We start from the raw sequence: 21,642 nt of genomic DNA, 5'->3' as shown, positions 1-21,642 counted from the left end.
GAGCCGCCCGATGACCCTTCGTTCCTTTACCGCCGCCGTCATGCTCGCGCTCGCAGCCGTCGGCAGCGCCCCGGCCGCCATCGCCCAGCCCGTCGCCGCCGCGCGGGCCCCCGCGCTGGTCCCGCTCGAACAGGCCTTCATGAAGGCCGCGACGGACCTCTTCGCCAAGCTGCCGGCGAGCGCCGGCGAGGTCACCGTCGTCATCGATCCGCTGATCGACGGCGTCACCGGCATCCAGTCGGCGGCGACGCGCGGCTTCGACCGGCGCATCGCGGAGCTGGTGGCGGAGCGCTATCCGCATGTGAAGATCCTGGCCTTCACGCCCGAAAACGTCGCCAAGGCTCGCTTCGTCTTCATCGGCACCTTCAACACGATCAACAATGCCGGCCAGCCCGGCGGCGATCGCGACGCCTTCTGGATCTGCTTCGCCCTGGTCGAGCGCGAGGCCAAGACGGTCTATGCCCGCAGTGTCGCGCGCTCGACGGTCGGCAATGTCGACATCGCTCCTGCGGCCTCCTATGCCGACACGCCGGTCTGGGGGCTGGACGCTGCGACCCGCGCCTATGTCGAGGCCTGCCAGAAGTCGCAGCCCGGCACGCCCGTCTCGCCCGCCTATATCGACCAGCTCGGCGCCGCCGCCCGCATCCGCGAGGCCGGCGCTGCCTATGAGGCCGGCGACCACCGTCGGGCGCGCGATCTCTACCGCGAGGCCCAGGCCCAGCCGGGCGGCGACCAGCTGCGCGTGCTCAACGGCCTCTACCTCTCCTATGCCGCGCTGGGCGAGACCAGCGAGGCCGACCAGACCTTCGGACAGATGGTTGAGCGCGGTTTTTCCCTTGGCCAGCTCGGGGTGAAGTTCCTGTTCGAGCCGAACTCCACCGCCTTCAACGCCGACCGCAAGCTCTCGGCGAGCTACCCGGCCTGGTTGCGCGAGATCGCGGCGCGGGCGACCCAGGCCGGCGTCTGCCTCGACGTGGTCGGCCATGCCAGCCGCACCGGCCCGGAGAGCCTCAACGACAAGCTGTCGCGTGAGCGCGCCGAGCGTATCGTGGCGCTCATGGCTGCGACCGCGCCCGGCATGTCGCAGCGGCTGCGCCCCTCCGGCGTCGGCTTTCGCGAGGTGCTGGTCGGCCTGCCGCGCGATGACGCCAGCACGGCGGTCGACCGCCGCGTCGAATTCAAGACCGCGCCCTGCGCATGAGCGCCGCGGCTGATCTGCCCGCGCGGCGGCCCGCCGGACGGCGGGCCGCCCTGGGCGTGGCGCTGGCCGCGCTCGGCCTCGCCCTGCCGGTCGGAGCCCTTTCCCAGCCGCTGCCGCGCCAGCCGGGTTCAGCCTCCACCGGACCCTCCCTCAAGCTGAGCCCGCTGGCGCCGCCGCGGGATCCCGCCGCCGACATGGCGGCACGGATTGCTGCCACGACCGACCGGGCGGCCCTGCTCGAATTGCTCGCGGCGGGCGTCGACAAGAGCCGGGTGACGGCAAGGCTCGCCGCTTTGGGCTATGTCGATCTCGCGGCCGGCGACCAGCGGCTCTGGGTCAAGCCGGGCTCGGGCGAAGGCTTTCGCGACTGTGCCGACTGCCCCGAGCTCGTCCTGGTGCCCGATGGCGATGTCCGCATGCAGCTTTCGACCGGCGCGACGCCGCGCAATGTCGACGTCGCCCTGCCGCAACCCTTCGCGGTCGGCCGCTTCGAAGTCACCCGGGCGCAGTACCGCGCCTTCGTGCAGCAGTCCGGCCATGTCGTCGAACTCGGCTGTCATGTCCGCTCGCCGGTCTGGAAGCTCGATCCGACCCTGTCCTGGCAGGATCCCGGCTTTCCGCAGACGGACAACGACCCGGTCGCCTGCGTCAGCCATGGCGACGCCAAGGCCTATCTCGCCTGGCTCTCGAAGCGCAGCGGCCAGCGCTACCGCCTGCTGACCGACGCCGAATGGCACCATGTCGCGGCCTCCTCGGCTAAGGACATGGCCGATCCCGCGCGCCTCTGCGCGATCGGCAACGGCGCCGACGAGACCGCCAAGCAGTCGATGCCCTCCTGGACCGCGGCGCCCTGCCGTGACGGCTTCCGCACCACGGCGCCCGTCGGCAGTTTCGCCGCCAGCCCCTGGGGTCTGTCCGATCTCAGTGGCAACCTCTGGGAATGGGTCGATACCTGCCCGCCCGACCCCTCCGTGCCCGGCCAGCCCTTCCCGCCGCCGATCTGTCGCGAGGAGGAGGGCCGCATCCTGCGGGGCGGCTCCTGGGCGGATCCGCCGGCGGCGCGGCGGCTCGATGCCCGGATCGTCAGCGAGCCCGGCATCCGCGACCAGGTCGCAGGCTTTCGCGTCGCGCGCGATCTCGGCAACTGAGGGCGGCGGTCAGGCGACGCCCGGCCTGGCCCGCTTCGACCGGCGAAGCGTCCAGATCCAGCCCGTCATGCCCGCCAGCAACAGCGCGCCGATGGCCTCGGTCGCGGCGAGGGGAAGAAACAGACAAACGCCGGCGACGAACAGCAGCGCGCGTTTCATGCCGTCCAGCATGACCAGGAAATAGCCTTCCAGCGCCGCATTGAGCGCCAGCACACCGAGCGCGGCGGTGCCGGCCGAGATCACGATCTGCCCCGTCGCGCCCATCATCAGGAGCGCCGGCTGGTAGATGAAGACGAAGGGCAGCAGGAACGCGACCATCGCGATCCGGCAGGCGACGACCGCGATCATCACCGGATTGGCCTTGGCGATCGAGGCCGCGGCGAAGGCCGCCACCGCCACCGGTGGCGTGATCGCCGACATCGAGGCGATGTAGACGATGAAGAGATGGGCGGGCAGCACTTCGATGCCGAGCGCGATCAGGGCCGGCGCCGCCAGCACGGCCGACAGGGCATAGACGGCGGGGGTTGGCATGCCCATGCCCAGCACGATGATGACGAAGGCGGCCACGAGGATGGTCAGGATCGGGCTGCCGCCGGACATGTGGAACAGGCCGGAGCTGATCTTCCCGGTCAGATCGGTCATCGACAGCGTGCCGACGACAAGGCCGGCGATGGCGCAGGCGACGCCGACGCCGACCATTCCGCGCATCCCGTCGCTCAGGCCGAAGAACAGCGTTTTGATCAGAGCCAGAGGGTTGGGGTGGCGCAACATGGCGACGGGAACCAGGGCCGCACAGGCGAGCGCTCCGGCGAAGGCTGGCCGGTTGAGGCTGAGTACGCCCCAGACCAGCAGGCCGATTGGCAGCAGATAGGCCCAGTCACGCCGCAGTACGGCAAAAATGGAGGGCACTTCGCCCTCGCTCATCGGCTGGAGACCGTCCCGATGCGCGCGGAAATGCGCCGCGAGGAACACCGACAGATAGTACAGCACGGCCGGGATCAGCGCCGCCAGCACGATCGTGGCATAGGGGATTCCGGTGAAATCCGTCATCAGGAAGGCGGCGGAGCCCATCACCGGCGGCAACAGGGCCCCGCCCGTCGAGGCGGCGGATTCGATCGCGCCGGCATAGGTTCGGCTCACGCCGGTGCGGATCATCAGCGGGATGCTGAAAGATCCGGTGGTGACGACGTCGGCCGTCGGCGAGCCCGAGATCGAGCCGTAGAGCCCCGACGAGACCACCGCCACCTTGCTCGCCCCGCCGACCTGCTTGCCGACCAGGCTGTTGGCGATGTCGTAGAAGAAATCCGCCCCGCCGATCCGGTCCAGCAGCGCGCCGAAGACGACGAAGACCACGACCAGGAAGGCTGCGACCTCGAGCGCCGGTCCAAACAGCCCGTTGGTCGAGAGGACCAGATGGTCGACGATTTCCTGCGTGCTGAAGCCACGATGGGCGAAGGAGCCCGAAAGCCGGTTGCCGAAGACGGCGTAGGCGAGAAAGGTCGTCACCAGCACGACCAGGATCATCCCGATGCAGCGCCGCGTCGCCTCCATCACCAGCGCGATCAGCACGATCGACGCCGCGATGTCGAGGGCCGACAGCTCGTCGACCATCGGCAGCCGCATCTCGTGCACCGGCTGCATCGCGACGAAGTAGCCGCAGGAGACGAGCGAGAGCACGACCAGAAGCCATGCGGCGAGGGAGCGCCCGGTGGGACGCGCCGGATTGGCTGTGGTCGTCAGGAACGCGAGCGAAAGGACCGCGCCGAGGAAGAGAAACAGCGCGATCTCGCGCTTCACATACCAGCCGAACGAGATGGCGATCAGCAGAACCGCGGTGGCGACGCCGATGAGATGGACCGTCCATTGCTCCGGCGCGCCGAGGTCGCGCGAGCGCCCCGGCGCGAGGATCGTCAGCAGGGGCGGCATCGCGAAGTCTCCAGATGATCGGTCCGGAGGCGGCGGAGAAGGCCGCGCCTCACTTCAGCAGGCCGGCTTTCCGATAGGCGGCCTCTGCGCCGGGATGGAGCGCCAGCGGCGCGGTCTGGGTCAGGTTCACCGGCTCGAGCTTGGCCATCATCGCATGCGCCTGTCGCAGATAGTCGAAATGCTTGATCATGCCGTTGGCGATCAGGGCCGCATCCTCGTCCTTCATCTCGGCCGAGGCGAAGAGCACGACGCTGCCGGTGATGGTCGGCACCGCCGCGGACTGGAAGGCATAGGTCCCGGCCGGCACGGTGATCGGCGCCGTGCCGAGCAGGGCGCCGAGCTTGGCGGTCGCCTCGGGCGAGATGCCGAGCATCTTGACCTTCATCTCGCGCGTCGCGTTGTTGATCTGCCCGGAGGGGAAGGCGAGCATGTTGATGATGACGTCGACCTGGCCGTTCTTCATCATCTCGAGGCCGGCATTGTAGTCGACATTGTGAATGCGCCCACCCCAGGCCTCGATGTCCTTGGCGGTGATGCCATAGGCCTTGAACACCTCTTCGCCGGTGACCGCCATCAGCGTGCCGCGCTGGTTGAGCGCGACGCGGACCGGCTTCTTGGCGGCGAGAACGCTCTCGAAGCTGTCGATGCCGGCATCCTCGCGCACGAGGATCTGGACCGCGGCCTTGGGGTCGATCAGCGCGATGGCGCGCAGATTGGTCACGGGTGCCTTGAAGGGTTCCTCGCCGGCCTGCGCCCGCTTCACCAATTGCGCATGGGCGATGCCGAGCTCGACCTTCCCGGTCGAGACCAGCTGGATGTTCGCCGCCTCGCGGCCCGGCTCGTAGCCGAAGGCGGCGCCAGGCGATTCACGCCGGATGGTTTCGCCGATGGCGTTGCCGATGGCGCTCCAGGCGCCGCCGACGGAGCCGCCGGTCAGGGTGATCTTCTTTGCCGGTGCGGTCTGCGCTGCCGCCGGAACCGCGCCGAGTGCCAGCGCGGCCGCGACGAGTGTCGTGAAAGTCAGTCTCTTCATGGTTCCCTCCCAGCCTCGTGTCGGACACGGCCCGGGAGCGGGCCGCTCAACCGAAGGCCACCGGCGGATGCCGCCGGTGGATGATCTGACGTAGCTGCCGTTCCCCGGCGGCTTCAAGCCGCCTTGTCGAATGCTGACTTGCGCAGCACGACGAGGAGTTTGTTGGTGTGCATATGGGTTGTCAATGCTGTTCCTCGCCCAAACGGGCGGCGTGCACTGCAGCAAATTTTTGCAACCTGCACGCGACGACTGCGATTGCTGCGCTGAAATGGCTCGTTGTTGTGCCACGCTATGCCTCGGTGGGTGGCGTCGACCAATCCCTGCTTGACAGGTCGGGCCCCCCTTCCCATCGTTGGTACACAAACGGTAACCGGATCGGGCCATCCATGCTATTCGCTCCCCATGGCGAAGCCCGCTGGAGCTGGCGGGGCGCAGGGCAGGGCTGATCATGTATGACCGTTTCACCACCCAGCGGCTGATCGATCTCTGGCTGAGCGAGGACATCGGTTCCTGCGACCTGACCGTCCAGCTCATGATCGAGCCGACGGAGACCGGCGCCTTCCGCATGAACGCCCGCGAGCCGATGGTCCTGGCCGGCATCGATGTCGCGGCGGCCGTCTTCGCCCGCTACGAGCCGAGGCTGTCGGTCAAGGTCGAGGCCGCCGATGGCGACCGCGTCGAGAAGGGCGCAACGCTGATCCTGGTCGAGGGGCCGGCCCAGGGCATCCTCACCGCCGAGCGCACGGCGCTCAACATCGTGCAGCGGCTCTCGGGCATCGCCACCGAGACCGCGCGCTATGTCGACATCATCAAGGGCACGCGCGCCCGGCTGATCGACACCCGCAAGACCACGCCCGGCCTGCGCATGCTGGAGAAGCATGCGGTCGCCTGCGGCGGCGGGCTGAACCACCGCCTCGGGCTCGATAACGGCGTGATGATCAAGGACAACCACATCGCCGTTTGCGGCGGCATCGCCCAGGCGGTCGAGCGCGCCCGCCGCAAGCTGCCCGTCCTGACCAAGCTCGAGGTCGAGTGCGACCGGCTGGAGCAGGTGCGCGAGGCGGTCGCCGCCGGTGCCGATGTGATCATGCTCGACAACATGCCCGTGCCGGAGATGAAGGAGGCGGTCGCCTATGTCGCCGGCCGCGCCAAGCTGGAAGCCTCGGGCGGCATCCGCTACGAGACGATCCGCGCCATCGCCGAGACCGGCGTGGACTACATCTCCACCAGCAAGATCACACAGTCGGCGCCCGCCGTGGATATCGGGCTCGACGAGGCCTGAAGGCGACCGGAACTCCATGCGGCCAGGCATCCTCTTCGTCGTCGTCGGGCCGAGCGGGGCCGGCAAGGATACACTGATGGACGGGGCCCGGCGGGCCTTGGCGCAGGGCGGGCGCTTCGGCTTCGCGCGCCGCCTGATCACCCGCCCGGCCGATGCCGGAGGCGAGGATCATGAGGCGATCGACGAGGCCGGCTTCGCCGCGCTCGCGGCGGCCGGCGGCCTTCTGGTGTCCTGGCAGGCGCATGGGCTGCATTACGGGCTGCGCGCCGGGCTGCGGGATGAGCTTCTGGACGGCCGCCACATCGTCGCCAACGGCTCGCGCGGCGTGCTGGAGATACTCGCCGGCGCCGTGCCGCGGCTGATCATCATCAACGTCACCGCCTCGCCCGAGACGCTCGCCCGCCGTCTCGCCTCCCGCGGACGCGAAACGGCTGAAGACATCGCCGCGCGGCTCGCCCGCAAGCCGCCGCAATGGCCTGATGGCATCGAGACCATCACCGTCTCCAATGACGGAACGGTCGAGGAGGGCATCGAGCATTTCCTCGCCGCGATCGACGCCGCCACGCGCCGCCTGTCCCTGAAGCCCGTCCCGATCGACGGCTGGCGCGACAGCATCGCCTATCTGCCACGCGACAGCCTGCTCGGCGTCGCGGATTTCGACGGGCCGGGCAAGGTCGATGTGGCGGGCCCGATCGAGCGGGATGGCACCCGCCGCAGCATCCGCGCCCGTATCAACGTCGTCGATCCCGGCTGGCTGCTGCAGCCGCACGAGATCGGCCTGTCGCGCGAGGCCTTCGCGCAGCTTGGCCTGCCCGAAGGCAGCGATATCACGCTGACCCGCACGCCGCCGCAGCACAGCCGCGATGCGCTGCGCGCCAAGATCCAGGGCTCCGAACTCGGCGCCGCCGACTACGCCATGCTGCTGCGAGACATCGTCGAGGGCCGCTACCCGGAGGGCGAGATCTCCGCCTTCCTCGTCGCCGCCACGCGCTCGCTCAGCGATGCCGAGGTCGCGGCGCTGGCGAGCGTGCGCGCCGGTTTTTCGACGCCGCTGCGCTGGGACGAGCCGATCGTCGTGGACAAGCACTCGATGGGCGGCATCCCCGGCAGCCGCATCACGCTGATCGTCGCGCCGATCGTCGCGGCCCACGGGCTCGCCATGCCCAAGACCTCCTCGCGCGCCATCACCTCGGCCGCCGGCACGGCCGATGCGATGGAGGTGCTGGCCAGGGTCGACCTGACGGAGGACGATGTCCGCCGCACGGTGGCGCAGGCGCGCGCCTGCATCGCCTGGAACGGCCGCCTCAACCACTCCGCCGTCGACGACGTGATGAACGCGATCACGCGCCCGCTCGGCATCGATTCCAACCGCTGGTCGGTCGCCTCGATCATCTCGAAGAAGCTGACCGCAGGCTCGACCCATGTCGTGATCGACCTGCCCTATGGCCGCCGCGCCAAGCTCCATAGCGAGGCGGAAGCACGCGAACTCGGCGCGCTGTTCGAGAGCGTCGGGCGTTCCGTCGGCCTGCATGTCGAGGCGGTCGCGACCTGCGGCGCCGGGCCGATCGGCCGCGGCATCGGGCCGGCGCTCGAGGTCCGCGACGTGCTCTGGGTGCTGGAGGGCGATGCGCAGGCCCCGGCCGATCTGCGCGAGAAGGCGCTCGACTTCGCCGGCCGCATCCTGGCCTGGGACCCGGCCATCGGCACGCAGGAGAAAGGCCGCGCGCGGGCGGCCGAGCTGCTCGCCTCGGGCGCGGCACGCGCCGCTCTGGACGGGATCATTGCCGCCCAGGGACGCCGTGACATCGTGGCCAAGCCCGCAGCCCTCACCCACACCCTGCGCGCCTCCCGCGCCGGCCGCATCAGCGAGATCGACGGCTGGCGCATCGCGGGCATCGCGCGCCGCGCCGGAGCCCCCTTCGACAAGAGCGCCGGCATCGACCTGCTGCGCGCGGTCGGCGACGACGTCACGGCCGGTGAGGGGCTCTTCACGATCCACGCCGCCGCGGCGCCGGACCTCGAGGCGGCGGTGGCGCTGGCGGCTGCGGATGAGGGGTTCGTGCTGGGCTAGCGGCTTTTGGGACCGAAAGCTGCAACTTCAGGGCTTTGACCCACGACCGTCATCCTGGACGACCGCAGGTCGGCCGGGATCCATCCTAGCGCACGGCGGCGCCCCATGATGGATCCCGGGCTGTACCGCTTCGCGGCTGGCCCAGGATGACGTCCGCGTGGAGACGAACTACGGCCGCGGCATCTTCAGCGGGTCGATCGAGATCGCGCGTTTGAGCGTGCGCAGGCCGAAGGTCGTGCGGGTCTGCCGGATGCCGGGAATTCGGTAGAGCGTCTCGCGCAGAAAGCGCTCGTAATGGTCGGTGCCGCTGACCACGACCTTGACCAGATAGTCGTATTCGCCGGTGACCAGATAGGCCTCGACCACCTCCGGAATCCGCGTCAGCGCCTCGCCGAAATGGTCGAGGATCTTGTCGTCGTGCTTGTCGAGCGTGATCTCGACGAAGACGACATTGCCGAAGCCGAGCGCCTTTTGGTCGAGCACCGCGACGTATTTCTCGATCGTCCCGCTCTCCTCCAGCCGTTTCACCCGCGTCCAGCAGGGCGAGGGCGAGAGCCCGACCTTCTCGGCCAGCGCTTGGACGGTCAGGCGGCCGTCCTCCTGCAAAGCCGAGAGAATCCGCAGATCGGTGGCATCCGGTTCATCGCCCCGGCGGTTGCGCGGTATCAAGGAACATCATCCTGCATCGCGAGTAGGAGGCGGAAGATATTTCCGCAGACGGTTCCGGACGCAACCGATTTCGACAGGAATCTCCGCCGGCTCCGGGCTAGCCTGACGCCAAGAGGGATGCGTCGCGCCGCGCGACGCAAGCCCCGCGGAAACGGGACGGCTTGCCGTCCGGGCCGGACGGCGGAATGCTGGCCGACCGGACGATATGGCGGATCAGGGACGGAGCGCATGACCGACACACCCCTTCGCTTTCACGTGCCGCAGCCGGCGTCCCGCCCGGGCGAGCAACCGGATTTCTCCCATGTCGTGATCCCCAAGGCGGGCTCGGTGGAGCGCCCGCCGGTCGATGTCGACCCCAAGGACATTCGCGACCTCGCCTATTCGATCATCCGTGTGCTGAACCGCGAGGGCCAGGCGGTTGGCCCCTGGGTGCCCGACCTCACCCCCGAGGATCTGATCCGCGGCCTGCGCCACATGATGACGCTGCGCAGCTTCGATGCCCGCATGCAGATGGCCCAGCGCCAGGGCAAGACCTCCTTCTACATGCAGCACACCGGCGAGGAGGCGGTGAGCTGCGCCTTCCGCATCGCGCTGTCGGACGGCGACATGAACTTCCCGACCTATCGGCAGGCGGGCCTGCTGATCGCGCACGACTATCCGCTCGTCGACATGATGTGCCAGATCTATTCCAACGAGCGCGATCCGCTGAAGGGCCGGCAGCTTCCGGTGATGTACTCGTCGAAGGAGCATGGCTTCTTCTCGATCTCGGGCAACCTCACCACGCAGTTCGTCCAGGCGGTCGGCTGGGCCATGGCCTCGGCGATCAAGAGCGACACGAAGATCGCCGCCGCCTGGGTCGGCGACGGCTCGACGGCGGAATCGGATTTCCACGCCGCGCTCGTCTTCGCCTCGACCTACAAGGCGCCCGTCGTCCTCAACGTCGTCAACAACCAGTGGGCGATCTCGACCTTTCAGGGCATCGCGCGCGGCGGCTCGGGTACCTTCGCCGCGCGGGGCCTCGGCTTCGGCATCCCGGCCCTGCGGGTCGACGGCAATGACTACCTCGCGGTCTATGCCGTGGCGCAATGGGCGATCGAGCGGGCCCGCCGCAATCTCGGGCCGACGCTGGTCGAATACGTCACCTACCGTGCCGGTGCGCATTCGACCTCGGACGATCCTTCCGCCTATCGCCCCAAGCAGGAGTCGGACGGCTGGCCGCTGGGCGATCCGCTGCTGCGGCTGAAGGAGCATCTGATCGCGATCGGCGCCTGGAGCGAGGAGCGCCACAAGCAGGCCGAGGCCGAAATCCTCGCAACCGTCATCGCGGCCCAGAAGGAGGCCGAGAGCTTCGGCACGCTGCACTCCGGCGGCAAGCCCTCGGCGCGCGACATGTTCGAGGGCGTCTATGCCGAGTTGCCGCCGCATCTGCGCCGCCAGCGCCAGCAGCTAGGGGTCTGACGCCATGCCGCGCATGACGATGATCGAGTCGATCCGCTCCGCCATGGATGTCTCGATGGCCCGCGACGAGAACGTCGTGGTCTATGGCGAGGATGTCGGCTTCTTCGGCGGCGTCTTCCGCTGCACCCACGGGCTCCAGCAAAAATATGGCGTCAACCGCTGCTTCGATGCGCCGATCAGCGAGGCCGGCATCGTCGGCACGGCGATCGGCATGGCGGCTTACGGCCTGCGCCCTTGCGTCGAGATCCAGTTCGCCGACTACATGTACCCGGCCTATGACCAGATCGTCTCGGAGGCCGCGCGGCTGCGCTACCGCTCGAATGGCGATTTCACCTGCCCGATCGTGATCCGGATGCCGACCGGCGGCGGCATCTTCGGCGGCCAGACCCACAGCCAGAGCCCGGAAGCCCTCTTCACCCATGTCGCCGGCCTCAAGACCGTGGTGCCGTCCAACCCCTACGATGCCAAGGGCCTGCTGATCGCCGCGATCGAGGATCCCGACCCGGTGATCTTCCTCGAGCCCAAGCGGCTCTATAACGGCCCCTTCGACGGCCATCACGACCGCCCGGTCACGCCCTGGTCGAAGCATGAACTCGGCGAGGTGCCCGAGGGGCATTTTTCCCTGCCGCTCGGCAAGGCCGCGATCCGTCGCGAGGGTTCGGCGGTCACCATCGTTACCTACGGCACCATGGTCCATGTCGCCGAGGCCGTGGCGCAGGAGACCGGCATCGATGCCGAGGTCATCGATCTCAGGACCCTCGTCCCGCTCGATCTCGACACCATCACCGCCTCCGTCGCCAAGACCGGGCGCTGCATGGTCCTGCACGAGGCGACGCTGACCTCGGGCTTCGGCGCCGAACTCGCCGCGCTGGTCCAGGAAAACTGCTTCTACCATCTCGAGGCGCCGGTGCGCCGCGTCGCGGGCTGGGACACGCCTTATCCGCATGCCCAGGAATGGGCCTATTTCCCCGGCCCCGCCCGCGTCGGACAGGCGCTGCGCGAGATCATGGAGAGCCGCTGATGGCCGAGCGCATCATCAAGCTCCCCGATGTCGGGGAAGGCATCGCCGAGGCCGAGCTCGTCGAATGGCACGTCAAGGTCGGCGACATCATCCGCGAGGACGATCTGCTCGCCGCGGTGATGACCGACAAGGCGACCGTCGAGATTCCAGCCCCCGTCGACGGCAGGGTCACCTGGATCGGCGCCGAGATCGGCGACACGGTCGCGATCGGCTCGGCGCTGGTGAGGCTCGAGGTCGCCGGCGAGGGCGCAGCCACCGACGCGCCGGCCGAGGACGTTCAGCCGGAACAGACTGCGGAGGCATCCGCATCGCAAGCGCCGGCTGCACCGGCCTCCAGTCAGCCCGAGACGGCGGACGCTCCCCCTCAGGCCATGACGGTGCCCCGGCCCGCCAAGACAATCACGGGCGCCTCCGCTTCCGCGCCAGCCCTGCCGCGGCGCGCTCCGGGCGAGCGGCCTCTTGCTTCGCCGGCCGTGCGGTTGAAGGCCCGCGAAGCCGGCATTGATCTGCGACAGGTCTCAGGGACCGGCCCGGCGGGCCGCATCCTGCACGAGGATCTCGATGCCTTCCAGCTGCGGGGGCCGGAGACCGAGCGCAAGCCGGGCCTCGCCGAGAAGACCGGCGTCAGCGAGGTCAAGGTCGTGGGCCTGCGGCGCAAGATCGCCGAGAAGATGGCGCTGGCGAAGGCGCGCATCCCGCACATCACCATCGTCGAGGAGGTCGATGTTTCGGCGCTGGAGGATCTGCGCGCGGTCCTCAACAAGAAGCCGACGCCCGAGCGTCCGAAGCTCACGCTTTTACCCGTCCTGATGCGCGCCATGGTCAAGGCTTTGGCCGAGCAGCCCAACCTCAACGCGCTCTATGACGACGAGGCGGGCATCGTCCGCCAGCATGCCGGCATCCATCTCGGCATCGCCACGCAGACTCCGGGCGGGCTGATGGTCCCCGTGGTGAAGCATGCCGAGGCGCGCGACATCTTCGGCTGCGCGCTGGAGCTGAACCGCATCGCCGAGCGCGCCCGGCAGGGCACCGCGACCCGCGACGAGCTCACCGGCTCGACCATCACCATCACCTCGCTCGGCGCCATGGGCGGCATCGCCACGACGCCGGTGATCAACCACCCGGAGGTCGCCATCGTCGGCGTCAACAAGATGATGGTCCGCCCGGTCTGGGACGGCACCACCTTCGTGCCGCGCAAGATGATGAACCTCTCCTCCAGCTTCGACCACCGCGTCGTCGACGGCTGGGACGCGGCCGTCTTCGTGCAGCGGCTCAAGGAGCTGCTGGAAAACCCGGCGACGCTGTTCATCGATGGGTGATGCGGTGAAGATGGTTTTCCAGCAATCCGCTCCCCGTCATTGCGAGCGTCAGCGAAGCAATCCAGGTGGGCGTCGCGTGCTGCCGCTCCTGGATTGCTTCGCTTCGCTCGCAATGACGGACGGAGCATTGAACGATGCCGGGACCTGGCACCGGAGAAGCCACCTATGACCGAGATCACCTGCAAGCTGCTCGTCATCGGCGCCGGGCCCGGCGGCTATGTCTGCGCCATCCGCGCCGGGCAGCTCGGCCTCGATACCGTCATCGTCGAGGCCGGCAAGCTCGGCGGTACCTGCCTCAATGTCGGCTGTATCCCCTCCAAGGCCATGATCCATGTCGCCGAAGAATACGAGAAGGCCGCTCACGCCGCCGCCGGCAAGACGCCCTTCGGCCTGACGGCCAGCGCGCCCGCGCTCGACTTCGCCAAGGCCGTCGCCTGGAAGGACGGCATCGTCGGCCGCCTCAACAACGGCGTCGGCGGCCTGTTGCGCAAGGCCAAGGTCAAGATCGTGCAGGGCCGCGCCCGCTTCCGCGATGGCAAGACGGTCGTGGTCGAGACCGAGACCGGGCCGAAGGTGATCCGCGCCGAGCGCATCGTCATCGCCACCGGCTCGGTGCCGGTCGAGCTGCCCTTTCTGCCCTTCGGCGGCCCTGTGATCTCCTCGACCGAAGCGCTGGCATTGGCTGAGGTGCCGAAGCGGCTCGCCGTCGTCGGCGGCGGCTATATCGGGCTCGAACTCGGCATCGCCTTCGCCAAGCTGGGAAGCCGGGTCACCATCGTCGAGGCGCAGGAGCGCATCCTGCCGCTCTATGATGCGGAGCTGACCGGCCCCGTCGCCAAGCGGCTGACCGCGCTCGGCGTCGAGGTCCTGCTCGGCGCCAAGGCGCGCGGCGCCACGCCCGCGGGCGACGCGCTGCGGGTCGAGACGGCGGACGGGCAGGAGCGGCGCATCGCCGCCGACCGCATCCTCGTCACCGTCGGCCGTGCGCCCGCCACCTCGGGGATCGGGCTGGAGGAGCTGGTGCTCGACATGGAGGGCCGCTTCATCCGCATCAACGAGCGCTGCGAGACCTCGATGCGCGGCGTCCATGCCATCGGCGACGTCACCGGCGAGCCGATGCTGGCGCACCGCGCCATGGCACAGGGCGAGATGGTGGCCGAGATCGCCGCCGGCCTGCCGCGCGCCTGGGACAAGCGCGCGATTCCCGCGATCTGCTTCACCGACCCCGAGATTGTCTCGGTCGGCCTCTCGCCCGAGGAAGCCCGGCGCACCGGGCAGGAGATCCGGATCGGCCAGTTCCCCTTCGCCGCCAATGGCCGCGCCATGACCCGCGATGGCGAGCAGGGCTTCGTCCGGATCGTTGCCCAGGCGCAGAACGGGCTGGTGATCGGCATCCAGGCCGTCGGCTCCGGCATCTCCGAACTCGCCACCGCCTTCGGCCTCGCCATCGAGATGGGCGCGACACTGGAAGATGTCGCGGGCACGATCCACGCCCATCCGACACAGGGCGAAGGCTTCCAGGAGGCGGCGCTCAAGGCGCTCGGCCACGCCATCCATATCTGAACCGGCTGCGGCAAACCGTCCCGGCGCCGCGCGGCAGGGGATCGTGTGCGGCGATCGCCCGTTGTTTTCGGCAGTTTCGGGGGCTGCCATCGTCGATGCAGCCCAGCGATGCACGCGCGGCGATTGCCTTCGACTGTCCTGGCGCCCATCTCGGGCGGGTGCCCATTTTTGCGGCATTGCGTGGGAGAATGAGATGTCCGGCGAACACTGGCCGACCCTGTCGCCGCTCCGGACTGGCCTGCGCGGCCGCTGCCCGCGCTGCGGCAAGGGCCATCTCTTCAACGGCTTCCTGAAGATCAGGCCGTCCTGCGAGGTCTGCGGCCTCGACTATTCCTTCGCCGATCCGGCCGATGGGCCAGCCTTCTTCGTGATGATGTTCGTCTGCGTACCGGCCGTCGCCTTCCCGCTCTGGCTTGAGCTCGCCTACCAGCCGCCGACCTGGGTGCATCTGGTCACGACGCTGCCGCTCATCCTGCTGACCTGCATCCCGCCCTTGCAGCCGCTCAAGGGCTGGCTGGTGGCGTCGCAATATGTTCACAAGGCCGAGGAAGGCCGCCTCGCCCGCACTGAGGAGCCGCTGCCGCCGTCGCAGACCTGACGCGGGAGGCCTGCTTCAGGCCACCTGCCGGCTCGAGCCCTCGACCAGCACATAGGGCTCGCCGCCGGCCAGCGTCTCGACGCGGGCGCGCACGCCATAGACTTCGTCGAGCAGGGCCGGCGTCACGATCGCGCGCGGATCGCCCATCGCGATGAGCCGCGCATGGGCCAGCACCATCACCCGGTCGGCGAAGCGCAGCGCCTGGTTGAGGTCATGGATCGAGATCAGCACCAGCATGCCGCGCTCGCGCGCCAGCCGGCGCACCAGGCTCAACACCTCGAACTGGCGGTGCAGGTCGAGCGCGCTCGTCGGCTCGTCGAGCAGCAGGACGTCGGGCTCGCGCACCAGCGTCTGCGCGATCGAGACGAGCTGGCGCTGCCCGCCGGAGAGTTCGCCCAGGCCCCGGAAGGCGAGGTCCTCGATCTCGAGATCGCGCAGCACGCTGTCGATGCGCCGCAGCTCCTCGTCGCTGACCGACCAGGCGCCGCCCTGCTTGAGCGCGAGCAGGATCGACTCATAGACGCTCAGCACGGCGTTCACCGCCGTGTCCTGCGGCAGGTAGCAGCATTGCGGGACGGTTCGCCCGGCGACGCGGCTGGTTCCGCCGAGGCTGACTGTGCCGTCCCCGGAGGCCAGCCCGGCGATGCGCCGGAACAGGCTCGATTTGCCGGCGGCATTGGCGCCGATCAGCGCCACGACCTCGCCGCCGCTGAGATCGGCGGCATCGACGCCACTGAGGACGCGGCGCTTGCCATAGGCGACGCCGACGCCGCTGAGGCTGAGCTGGACCATCAGGACCTCACCAGGAGCGCTTCCGGCTCGTCATGATCAGGCTGAAGAAGAACGGCACCCCGACCAGCGCGGTGACGATGCTGATCGGGAAGATCAGGCCCGGGATCAGCGACTTCGACACCACCGAGGAGGCGGAGAGGATCGCGGCGCCCGCCAGCGCCGAGGCCGGTAGGAAGAAGCGCTGGTCCTCGCCGATCACCATGCGCGCGATATGCGGGCCGACGAGCCCGATGAAGCCGATCGTCCCGACGAAGGAGACCGGGACGGCGGCGAGCAGGCTGACCAGCAGCATGATCTCGAGCCGCAGGCGACGGACATCGATGCCGAAGCTCGCGGCCTTGTCGTCGCCCAGCCGCAGCGTCGTCAGCGCCCAGGCCCGGCGCAGGAAGAAGGGCAGGGTGAAGAGCAGCACCGCCGTGGTGATGCCGAGCTTGTGCCAGTTCGCCTTGGTCAGCGAGCCCATGGTCCAGAACACGACCGCGCCCAGCGCCTGCTCGGAGGCGAAGAACTGCAGCAGGGAGAGCAGCGCGTTGAAGGTGAAGACCAGCGCAATGCCGAGCAGGATCACGGTCTCGGTCGTCACCCCGCGCTGCTGGCTCAGCAGATGGATCAGCATCGCCGCGCCCATCGCCATGATGAAGGCGTTGATCGGCACGATGTAGTCGACAGCGAAGGGAACCAGCGCGACGCCGAAGACCAGCGCCAGCGCCGCCCCGAAGGAGGCCGCCGCCGAGATCCCGAGCGTGAAGGGGCTGGCGAGCGGGTTGTTCAGGATCGTCTGCATCTGCGCGCCCGCCATGGCGAGCGCCGCTCCGGTGACGACTGCCATCAGCGCCACCGGCAGACGGATGTCCCAGATCACCACGCGCAGCGCCGCCGGCGCCTCGGAGGGGTTCATCAGCGTCGCCAGCACCTGGCCGACATCGTAGCGCGCCGGGCCCAGCATCAGGTCGACCACGAAGCTCGCCAGCAGCAGGCCGAACATGGCCAGCAGAATCAACCGCCGCCGCAGCGTCAGCGCGCGATAGGCGAGCCCGGCCGGCCGGGCCGTAGCTGCGACGGTCGCGCTCACTTGCGCTCCACCGTCACCCAGTAGCCCGGCTGGTAGGGCAGCGGCAGGAAGCGCTCATGCAGCGTCTTCAGCGTCGCCTCGGCATCGAGACCCTTGAACAGCTCTGGATGCAGCCAGGTCGCGATCTCCTGGATCGCCACGAACTGGTAGGGGCTGTTGTAGAACTGGTGCCAGATGGCGTGAACGCGCCCCTCCTTCACCGCCTTGGTCTGGCTGAAGGCCGGCCGCTTGGCCAGATTGGCGAGCTTGCGGCGCGCCTCGACGAGATCGCTGCCCGGCCCGAGCCCGACCCAGGCGCCGCCCGGCACATAGGCGCCCCAGTTGCCGCCGGTGATGATCACGACGTCCGGATTGGCCGCGACGACGGCCTCGGGGTTGACCGTGCCGAAGGTGCCCGGGATCAGGTCGGAGGCGAAGTTCTTGCCGCCGGCGATGTCGACCATCTTGCCGAAATTCTCGTTGCCGAAGGACATGCAGCAATCGTCGCTGTAGCCGCCGGCCCGCTCCATCATCACCAGCGGGCGCTTCAGCCCCTGGACCTTGGCGAGACGGTCGGTGACGCGGGCGATCTCGGCGGCGCGGAAGGCGATGAAGTCCTCGGCGACCTTCTCCCGGCCGAAGAGCTTGCCCATCAGCCGCAGCGACGGCTCGGTGTTCTGGAAGGGCTTCTCGCGGAAATCGACATAGACGACGGGGATGCCGACCGCGGCCAGCTTCTCGACCAGGCTCGCCTCGTCGCTGGCGACCTTCGCCTCGATGTTGAGCAGCAGCACGTCGGGCTTGAGGGCGATCGCCTGCTCGATGTCGAAAGCGCCTTCCTTCATGCCGCCGAAGCTCGGCAGCTTGGCGATCTGCGGATAGCGCGCCAGATACTGCTTGTAGCTGTCGGGGTCGGCCTTGGGCAGGTCATCGCGCCAGGCGACGACGCGCTTGAACGGGTCCTCCTTGTCGAGCGCGGCGACGACATACATCTGCCGGCCTTCGCCGAGGATGACGCGCCGCACCGGCGCCTCAACCTCGACCTTGCGGCCGAGCACGTCGGTGACCGAGACCTTCTCGGCGAAGGCGGACGGGCCGCCGGTCATGAGCGAGGCGGCGACCGTAGCGGCAGCCAGCAGGGCGCGCAGCAGGGACATGGGGCTTTCTCCGGGAAAAGTGGCCGGGTCCCTAGGTCCGCCTCAGTAAAGGGTCAAGTCTTATCTTTTGGAATTATTGTAAACAAAAACGGCGGGAGCGTTTTCGGCAGTAATCATATCGCAATTGGCCGTTTGCGCTGAAACAGCTTGCGGTGCCGCGGTTTCCGTGGTTCTCGCAGCCGACAGCCCTGCCTCGGAAGTGCCGGCCATGACGACCCTGCACCACAATCTCAGCCTCAAGGACGAGATCCGCGACTTCTGGTCGATGCGGTCAGAGACCTTCGACACGATGCCCGGTCACGAGATCTTCTCGGTTGCGGAGCGGCAGGCCTGGATGAACCTCTTCGCGCGCCATCTCGGCCGCCCGCCCGCCGGCGCGAAGGCGCTCGACCTCGCCAGCGGCACCGGCGTCATCTCGCTGCTGCTGGCCGATCTCGGCTATGCCGTCACCGGGCTCGATCTCTCGGAGCCGATGCTCGCCCGCGCCCGCGCCAAGACGGTCGGCAAGCCGATCCGCCTCTATGCGGGCGATGCCGAGGACACGCTGGAAGCCTCCGACAGCTATGATGCCGTCGCCACGCGCCATCTCGTCTGGACGCTGCCCGATCCGCCGGCCGCCTTCCGCGAATGGCATCGCGTGCTCAAGCCCGGCGGCCGCGTCGCGATCGTCGATGTCGACATGACCAATCCGCGCCCCGGCAACGGCAAGGCCCTGCGGCTGCTGGCGAAACTCGCCCGTACCCTCTCCCGGCCGAAGCCGCCGCCGCCCTACAAGGCGGCCCATGACGACATCGTCTCGCGCGTCTATTTCGCGAAGGGCTGCCGGCCGGAGGAGATCGCCCGGCTCCTGGCCGATGCCGGCTTCGTCGATATCGCGGTTGATCGCGACCTGCGTGCCATCCACCGGGCGCAGGGACGCTTCATGCCGCTGCATCAGCGGCTGGAGCGCGCCAGTCAGGATCGCTTCATCGTTTCCGCCCGCAAGCCCTGAGGCGCGAGCTTACCAGCGCAGCAGGCGCGGTCCGGCCAGGGCCCCGAGCCCCCCGGCGACGGTCATCGCCAGCGGGTACCAGGTAGCGAGGAAGGGCGCGGCGTCCTCCGGGCAGTGCAGCGCATAGGCCAGGGTCGCGAGCCCCGCCGCACCGACCCCCGCCGCGAGTCCGGTCAGGCGCGGCCGCACCGGTGCGCCGCGCCGGGCCAGGACGAACAATGCGGCCAGCGGCAGCAGCGCATAGAGCGGCACCAGCACCAGGCAGGCGGACCAGCTCCGGCCGAGCAGGAGCGCGGGCCAGGCCGGCAACGGCTGGCTCGTCAGCACCGCCAGCGCCCAGGCGAGCACGGCCGCGACCGGCAGGAGGACGAGCGCGAGCACGCCCGCCGCCGCCCGGCCAGGCCGCAGGCTGCGCTGGAAGGCAAACAGAGCAAGCCCGGCCACCGACGCGCCCAGCGCAAACTTGGCCAGGACGGGCGTAGTCGCCATGGCAGAGGCCAGGTCGATCCGCGGCCCGACCATCAGCAGGACGGCGGCGGCGCAGGCGGCAAGCCCGGCGAGCGCCGTCAGGCCGGTGGCACGGGCGAAGTTCGCCGTGCCGACGGGGCCGGCATCGCTCGCGAGGATGGCAGCGAGATCATCGGTCTTCATGGCGGGCTCGAACGGACAGGGTGCATGGCAGGCAATTCGGGCGGAGGGCCGGAAAGGTTACGCGGCTCAGCGAGGAGTCGATCACGGCGACCGCGTCCCGCGCCGCATGAGGATTTTCGCCATGGCCTTGAGGCCGCGATGCAGCGCGACCTTGGCGGCGGTCTCGGTCATGCCCGCCGCCTGGGCCGCCTCGGCGAGGCTCGCGCCCTGGAGCTTGACGCGGTCGATCAGCCGGCGCGTGCGCTCGGGCAGGCCCGCGAGCGCACGCTCGATGTCGAGCTTCGCGTCGATGGCGGGGCCTGCCGGGGCGACAGGGATCGGTGCCTCTTCGTCGATCGGCAGATGGCCGCGATGGCGGCCAGAGCGGCGCAGATGGTCGATCAGCTTGTAGCGGGCGATCGCATGCGCCCAGGCGGAAACGGGAACGGCCGGGTCATAGGTATGGCGCGACAGGTGCAGCGCCAGCAGCGTCTCCTGCAGCACATCCTCGACCTCGTCGGCGCCCGACAGGCCCGCCCGCGCCAGATGCCCGCGCAGGAAGCCACGAAGCCGCGCCCCGATCAGGTTGAGAAAGCGGCGATAGGCGGCGGCGTCGCCCTCGAGCCCGGCCATGAAGGCGGGGTGCAGCACGGCTTCGAAATCGTCGAGCGACACGGGCGGCGAGGTTTCCGAAACAGGGGCGCAGATGTTCTCCTTGCACGGCTTTCCCGCCGCTCACAAGCCGGCGAGCGGGCCTCGCGGTCGCTCCCGAACGCCGCTAGCGTCGTCATCGGGCGCGGCCGGCGATCGGCGGGCCGTCCATGGAGCCGACGATGATCCGCCGCTGGCCGCTCTGGTTCGCCCTCGCGACCGCCCTGATGGCCGGACCCGGTCGCGCTGCTCCGCTCGAGGCCTGCCCGGCCGAGCAGGGATGCCGTGTCAAGGGCGGGCATTACCGGCTGATCCTGCCCGATTCGACCTCTCCCAAGGCTCCCCTCGCGGCGCTGATGTTCTTCCACGGCTGGCAGGGCTCGGCCGAGGAAATCGCGGCCGATCCCGGCCTGCGTGCGCTGGCAACACGGCTCGGCATCGCCCTGATCGCGCCCGACGGCACCGGGCGCACCTGGTCCTATCCCGGTTCGCCGGGTCGGCACCGCGACGAATTCGTCTTCGTCGGCCGGGTGCTCGACGATGTCGCGGCGCGCTTTGCGGTCGATCCCCGCCGGATCATGGCGAGCGGCTTCTCGCAGGGCGGCTCGATGGTCTGGTATCTCGCCTGTCGGATGCCGGAGCGCTTCCGGGCCTTCGCGCCCGTTGCCGGCGCCTTCTGGGAGCCGCTGCCCGCATCCTGCGCCGGCCCGCGGCCCGCCCTGATCCACACCCATGGCACGGCGGACGCAACCGTGCCGCTCGCCGGCCGTGCCCTGCGCAGCGGCTATCGCCAGGGCGACGTCTTCAGGAGCCTCGCCATTCTCGATCCGCAGGCGAGGGCGGTGACGCTGGCGGATTTCGTCACGTCTCCGGACGCGCTCGCCTGCCTGCCGCTGAGTGCGGCCGGCGCGACGCCCCTCGAACTCTGCCTGCACCCGGGCGGCCATGTCGTCGATCCCGCCTGGATCGAGCGGGCCTGGCGGCTGACGATGCGCGAGGCGGAGCCGCGCGCCGATCACCTTTCCGTGAAGCGGTAACCCCGGGAGGCTGCGCCGCGATTGTCATCCTGAACCGCCGCCCT

Annotated in this window: 19 protein-coding genes; 11 read left to right on the top strand and 8 right to left on the bottom strand. The window is 69.3% G+C overall.

Features of this window, described 5'->3' with window-relative positions; genetic code table 11:
• The first annotated feature begins 10 nt into the window (after positions 1 to 10).
• Both SJY11_RS00670 and SJY11_RS00665 read left to right on the top strand, forming a co-directional pair.
• On the top strand, positions 11 to 1,201 hold the full coding sequence (locus SJY11_RS00670) for an OmpA family protein (RefSeq protein ID WP_376984512.1): 1,191 nt from the start codon (positions 11 to 13) through the stop codon (positions 1,199 to 1,201).
• A complete protein-coding gene (locus SJY11_RS00665) occupies positions 1,198 to 2,349 on the top strand; it encodes a formylglycine-generating enzyme family protein (protein ID WP_376984511.1) in 1,152 nt (383 codons plus the stop codon). The genes SJY11_RS00670 and SJY11_RS00665 overlap by 4 nt, the downstream gene beginning before the upstream one ends.
• 9 nt (positions 2,350 to 2,358) lie before the next feature.
• Here the strand turns inward: SJY11_RS00665 and SJY11_RS00660 are convergent, their stop codons facing one another.
• The gene (locus SJY11_RS00660) at positions 2,359 to 4,275 is read right to left on the bottom strand and encodes a TRAP transporter permease (RefSeq protein WP_376984510.1); all 1,917 of its coding nucleotides are present in this window, start codon (positions 4,273 to 4,275) and stop codon (positions 2,359 to 2,361) included.
• Between the two features lie 49 nt (positions 4,276 to 4,324).
• Entirely contained in the window at positions 4,325 to 5,308 is a 984-nt protein-coding gene (locus SJY11_RS00655) for a TAXI family TRAP transporter solute-binding subunit (RefSeq protein WP_376984508.1), read from the bottom strand.
• Positions 5,309 to 5,756: 448 nt separating this feature from the next.
• Between SJY11_RS00655 and nadC the strand changes: the two genes are divergently transcribed.
• Together nadC and phnN are read left to right on the top strand one after the other, a co-directional pair.
• Positions 5,757 to 6,590, top strand: a complete 834-nt coding sequence (gene nadC / locus SJY11_RS00650; protein WP_376984506.1) for a carboxylating nicotinate-nucleotide diphosphorylase — start codon at positions 5,757 to 5,759, stop codon at positions 6,588 to 6,590.
• 16 nt (positions 6,591 to 6,606) lie between these two features.
• The gene (gene phnN / locus SJY11_RS00645) at positions 6,607 to 8,661 is read left to right on the top strand and encodes a phosphonate metabolism protein/1,5-bisphosphokinase (PRPP-forming) PhnN (RefSeq protein ID WP_376984504.1); all 2,055 of its coding nucleotides are present in this window, start codon (positions 6,607 to 6,609) and stop codon (positions 8,659 to 8,661) included.
• Positions 8,662 to 8,829: 168 nt separating this feature from the next.
• Here the strand turns inward: phnN and SJY11_RS00640 are convergent, their stop codons facing one another.
• Positions 8,830 to 9,330 (bottom strand): Lrp/AsnC family transcriptional regulator, encoded by a 501-nt coding sequence (locus SJY11_RS00640; RefSeq protein WP_376984503.1) that lies wholly within the window; start codon positions 9,328 to 9,330, stop codon positions 8,830 to 8,832.
• 228 nt (positions 9,331 to 9,558) lie between these two features.
• Here SJY11_RS00640 and SJY11_RS00635 point away from each other — a divergent pair, with 228 nt between their 5' ends.
• The 5 genes from SJY11_RS00635 to SJY11_RS00615 all read left to right on the top strand — a co-directional run bounded on the left by SJY11_RS00635 (position 9,559) and on the right by SJY11_RS00615 (position 15,289).
• Positions 9,559 to 10,788, top strand: coding sequence for a 3-methyl-2-oxobutanoate dehydrogenase (2-methylpropanoyl-transferring) subunit alpha (locus SJY11_RS00635; RefSeq protein WP_376984501.1), 1,230 nt, complete (start codon positions 9,559 to 9,561; stop codon positions 10,786 to 10,788).
• Between the two features lie 4 nt (positions 10,789 to 10,792).
• The gene (locus tag SJY11_RS00630; protein WP_376984500.1) at positions 10,793 to 11,809 is read left to right on the top strand and encodes an alpha-ketoacid dehydrogenase subunit beta; all 1,017 of its coding nucleotides are present in this window, start codon (positions 10,793 to 10,795) and stop codon (positions 11,807 to 11,809) included.
• The gene (locus SJY11_RS00625) at positions 11,809 to 13,128 is read left to right on the top strand and encodes a dihydrolipoamide acetyltransferase family protein (RefSeq protein WP_376984498.1); all 1,320 of its coding nucleotides are present in this window, start codon (positions 11,809 to 11,811) and stop codon (positions 13,126 to 13,128) included. Before SJY11_RS00630 ends, SJY11_RS00625 begins: the two co-directional genes overlap by 1 nt.
• A 165-nt stretch (positions 13,129 to 13,293) precedes the next feature.
• Positions 13,294 to 14,691, top strand: a complete 1,398-nt coding sequence (gene lpdA, locus SJY11_RS00620; RefSeq protein ID WP_376984497.1) for a dihydrolipoyl dehydrogenase — start codon at positions 13,294 to 13,296, stop codon at positions 14,689 to 14,691.
• Positions 14,692 to 14,884: 193 nt separating this feature from the next.
• Complete coding sequence (locus SJY11_RS00615) at positions 14,885 to 15,289, top strand: DUF983 domain-containing protein (protein ID WP_376984495.1); 405 nt, start codon at positions 14,885 to 14,887, stop codon at positions 15,287 to 15,289.
• 15 nt (positions 15,290 to 15,304) lie between these two features.
• On the opposite strand, the gene SJY11_RS00610 is transcribed toward SJY11_RS00615, so the two are convergent.
• From SJY11_RS00610 to SJY11_RS00600, 3 genes are read right to left on the bottom strand one after another with little or no spacing between them, the layout of a single operon-like run.
• Positions 15,305 to 16,081 carry an ABC transporter ATP-binding protein gene (locus SJY11_RS00610; protein ID WP_376984494.1) on the bottom strand — a complete coding sequence of 259 codons (777 nt, stop codon included), beginning with the start codon at positions 16,079 to 16,081 and terminating at the stop codon, positions 15,305 to 15,307.
• Between the two features lie 7 nt (positions 16,082 to 16,088).
• Positions 16,089 to 17,153 carry a FecCD family ABC transporter permease gene (locus tag SJY11_RS00605; protein WP_376984492.1) on the bottom strand — a complete coding sequence of 355 codons (1,065 nt, stop codon included), beginning with the start codon at positions 17,151 to 17,153 and terminating at the stop codon, positions 16,089 to 16,091.
• Positions 17,150 to 18,238: an ABC transporter substrate-binding protein gene (locus SJY11_RS00600; protein WP_376989220.1), complete on the bottom strand. Its 1,089-nt coding sequence runs from the start codon at positions 18,236 to 18,238 to the stop codon at positions 17,150 to 17,152. Before SJY11_RS00600 ends, SJY11_RS00605 begins: the two co-directional genes overlap by 4 nt.
• Before the next feature lie 259 nt (positions 18,239 to 18,497).
• On the opposite strand from SJY11_RS00600, the gene SJY11_RS00595 reads away from it, so the two are divergent.
• Entirely contained in the window at positions 18,498 to 19,280 is a 783-nt protein-coding gene (locus tag SJY11_RS00595; RefSeq protein ID WP_376984490.1) for a class I SAM-dependent methyltransferase, read from the top strand.
• A 9-nt stretch (positions 19,281 to 19,289) separates the two neighbouring features.
• On the opposite strand, the gene SJY11_RS00590 is transcribed toward SJY11_RS00595, so the two are convergent.
• On the bottom strand, positions 19,290 to 19,931 hold the full coding sequence (locus tag SJY11_RS00590) for an NrsF family protein (RefSeq protein WP_376984489.1): 642 nt from the start codon (positions 19,929 to 19,931) through the stop codon (positions 19,290 to 19,292).
• Positions 19,932 to 20,012: 81 nt separating this feature from the next.
• On the bottom strand, positions 20,013 to 20,585 hold the full coding sequence (locus SJY11_RS00585; RefSeq protein WP_376984487.1) for a sigma-70 family RNA polymerase sigma factor: 573 nt from the start codon (positions 20,583 to 20,585) through the stop codon (positions 20,013 to 20,015).
• 158 nt (positions 20,586 to 20,743) lie between these two features.
• Here SJY11_RS00585 and SJY11_RS00580 point away from each other — a divergent pair, with 158 nt between their 5' ends.
• Complete coding sequence (locus SJY11_RS00580) at positions 20,744 to 21,598, top strand: CE1 family esterase (RefSeq protein ID WP_376984485.1); 855 nt, start codon at positions 20,744 to 20,746, stop codon at positions 21,596 to 21,598.
• The last annotated feature ends 44 nt before the right edge of the window (positions 21,599 to 21,642 follow it).

The sequence above is a fragment of the Allobosea sp. R86505 genome, assembly GCF_042466375.1.
Taxonomy (GTDB): Bacteria; Pseudomonadota; Alphaproteobacteria; order Rhizobiales; family Beijerinckiaceae; genus Allobosea.
The sequence above is the reverse complement of the archived record's forward strand: the minus strand, read 5'-3'. Positions and strand labels throughout refer to the sequence as shown.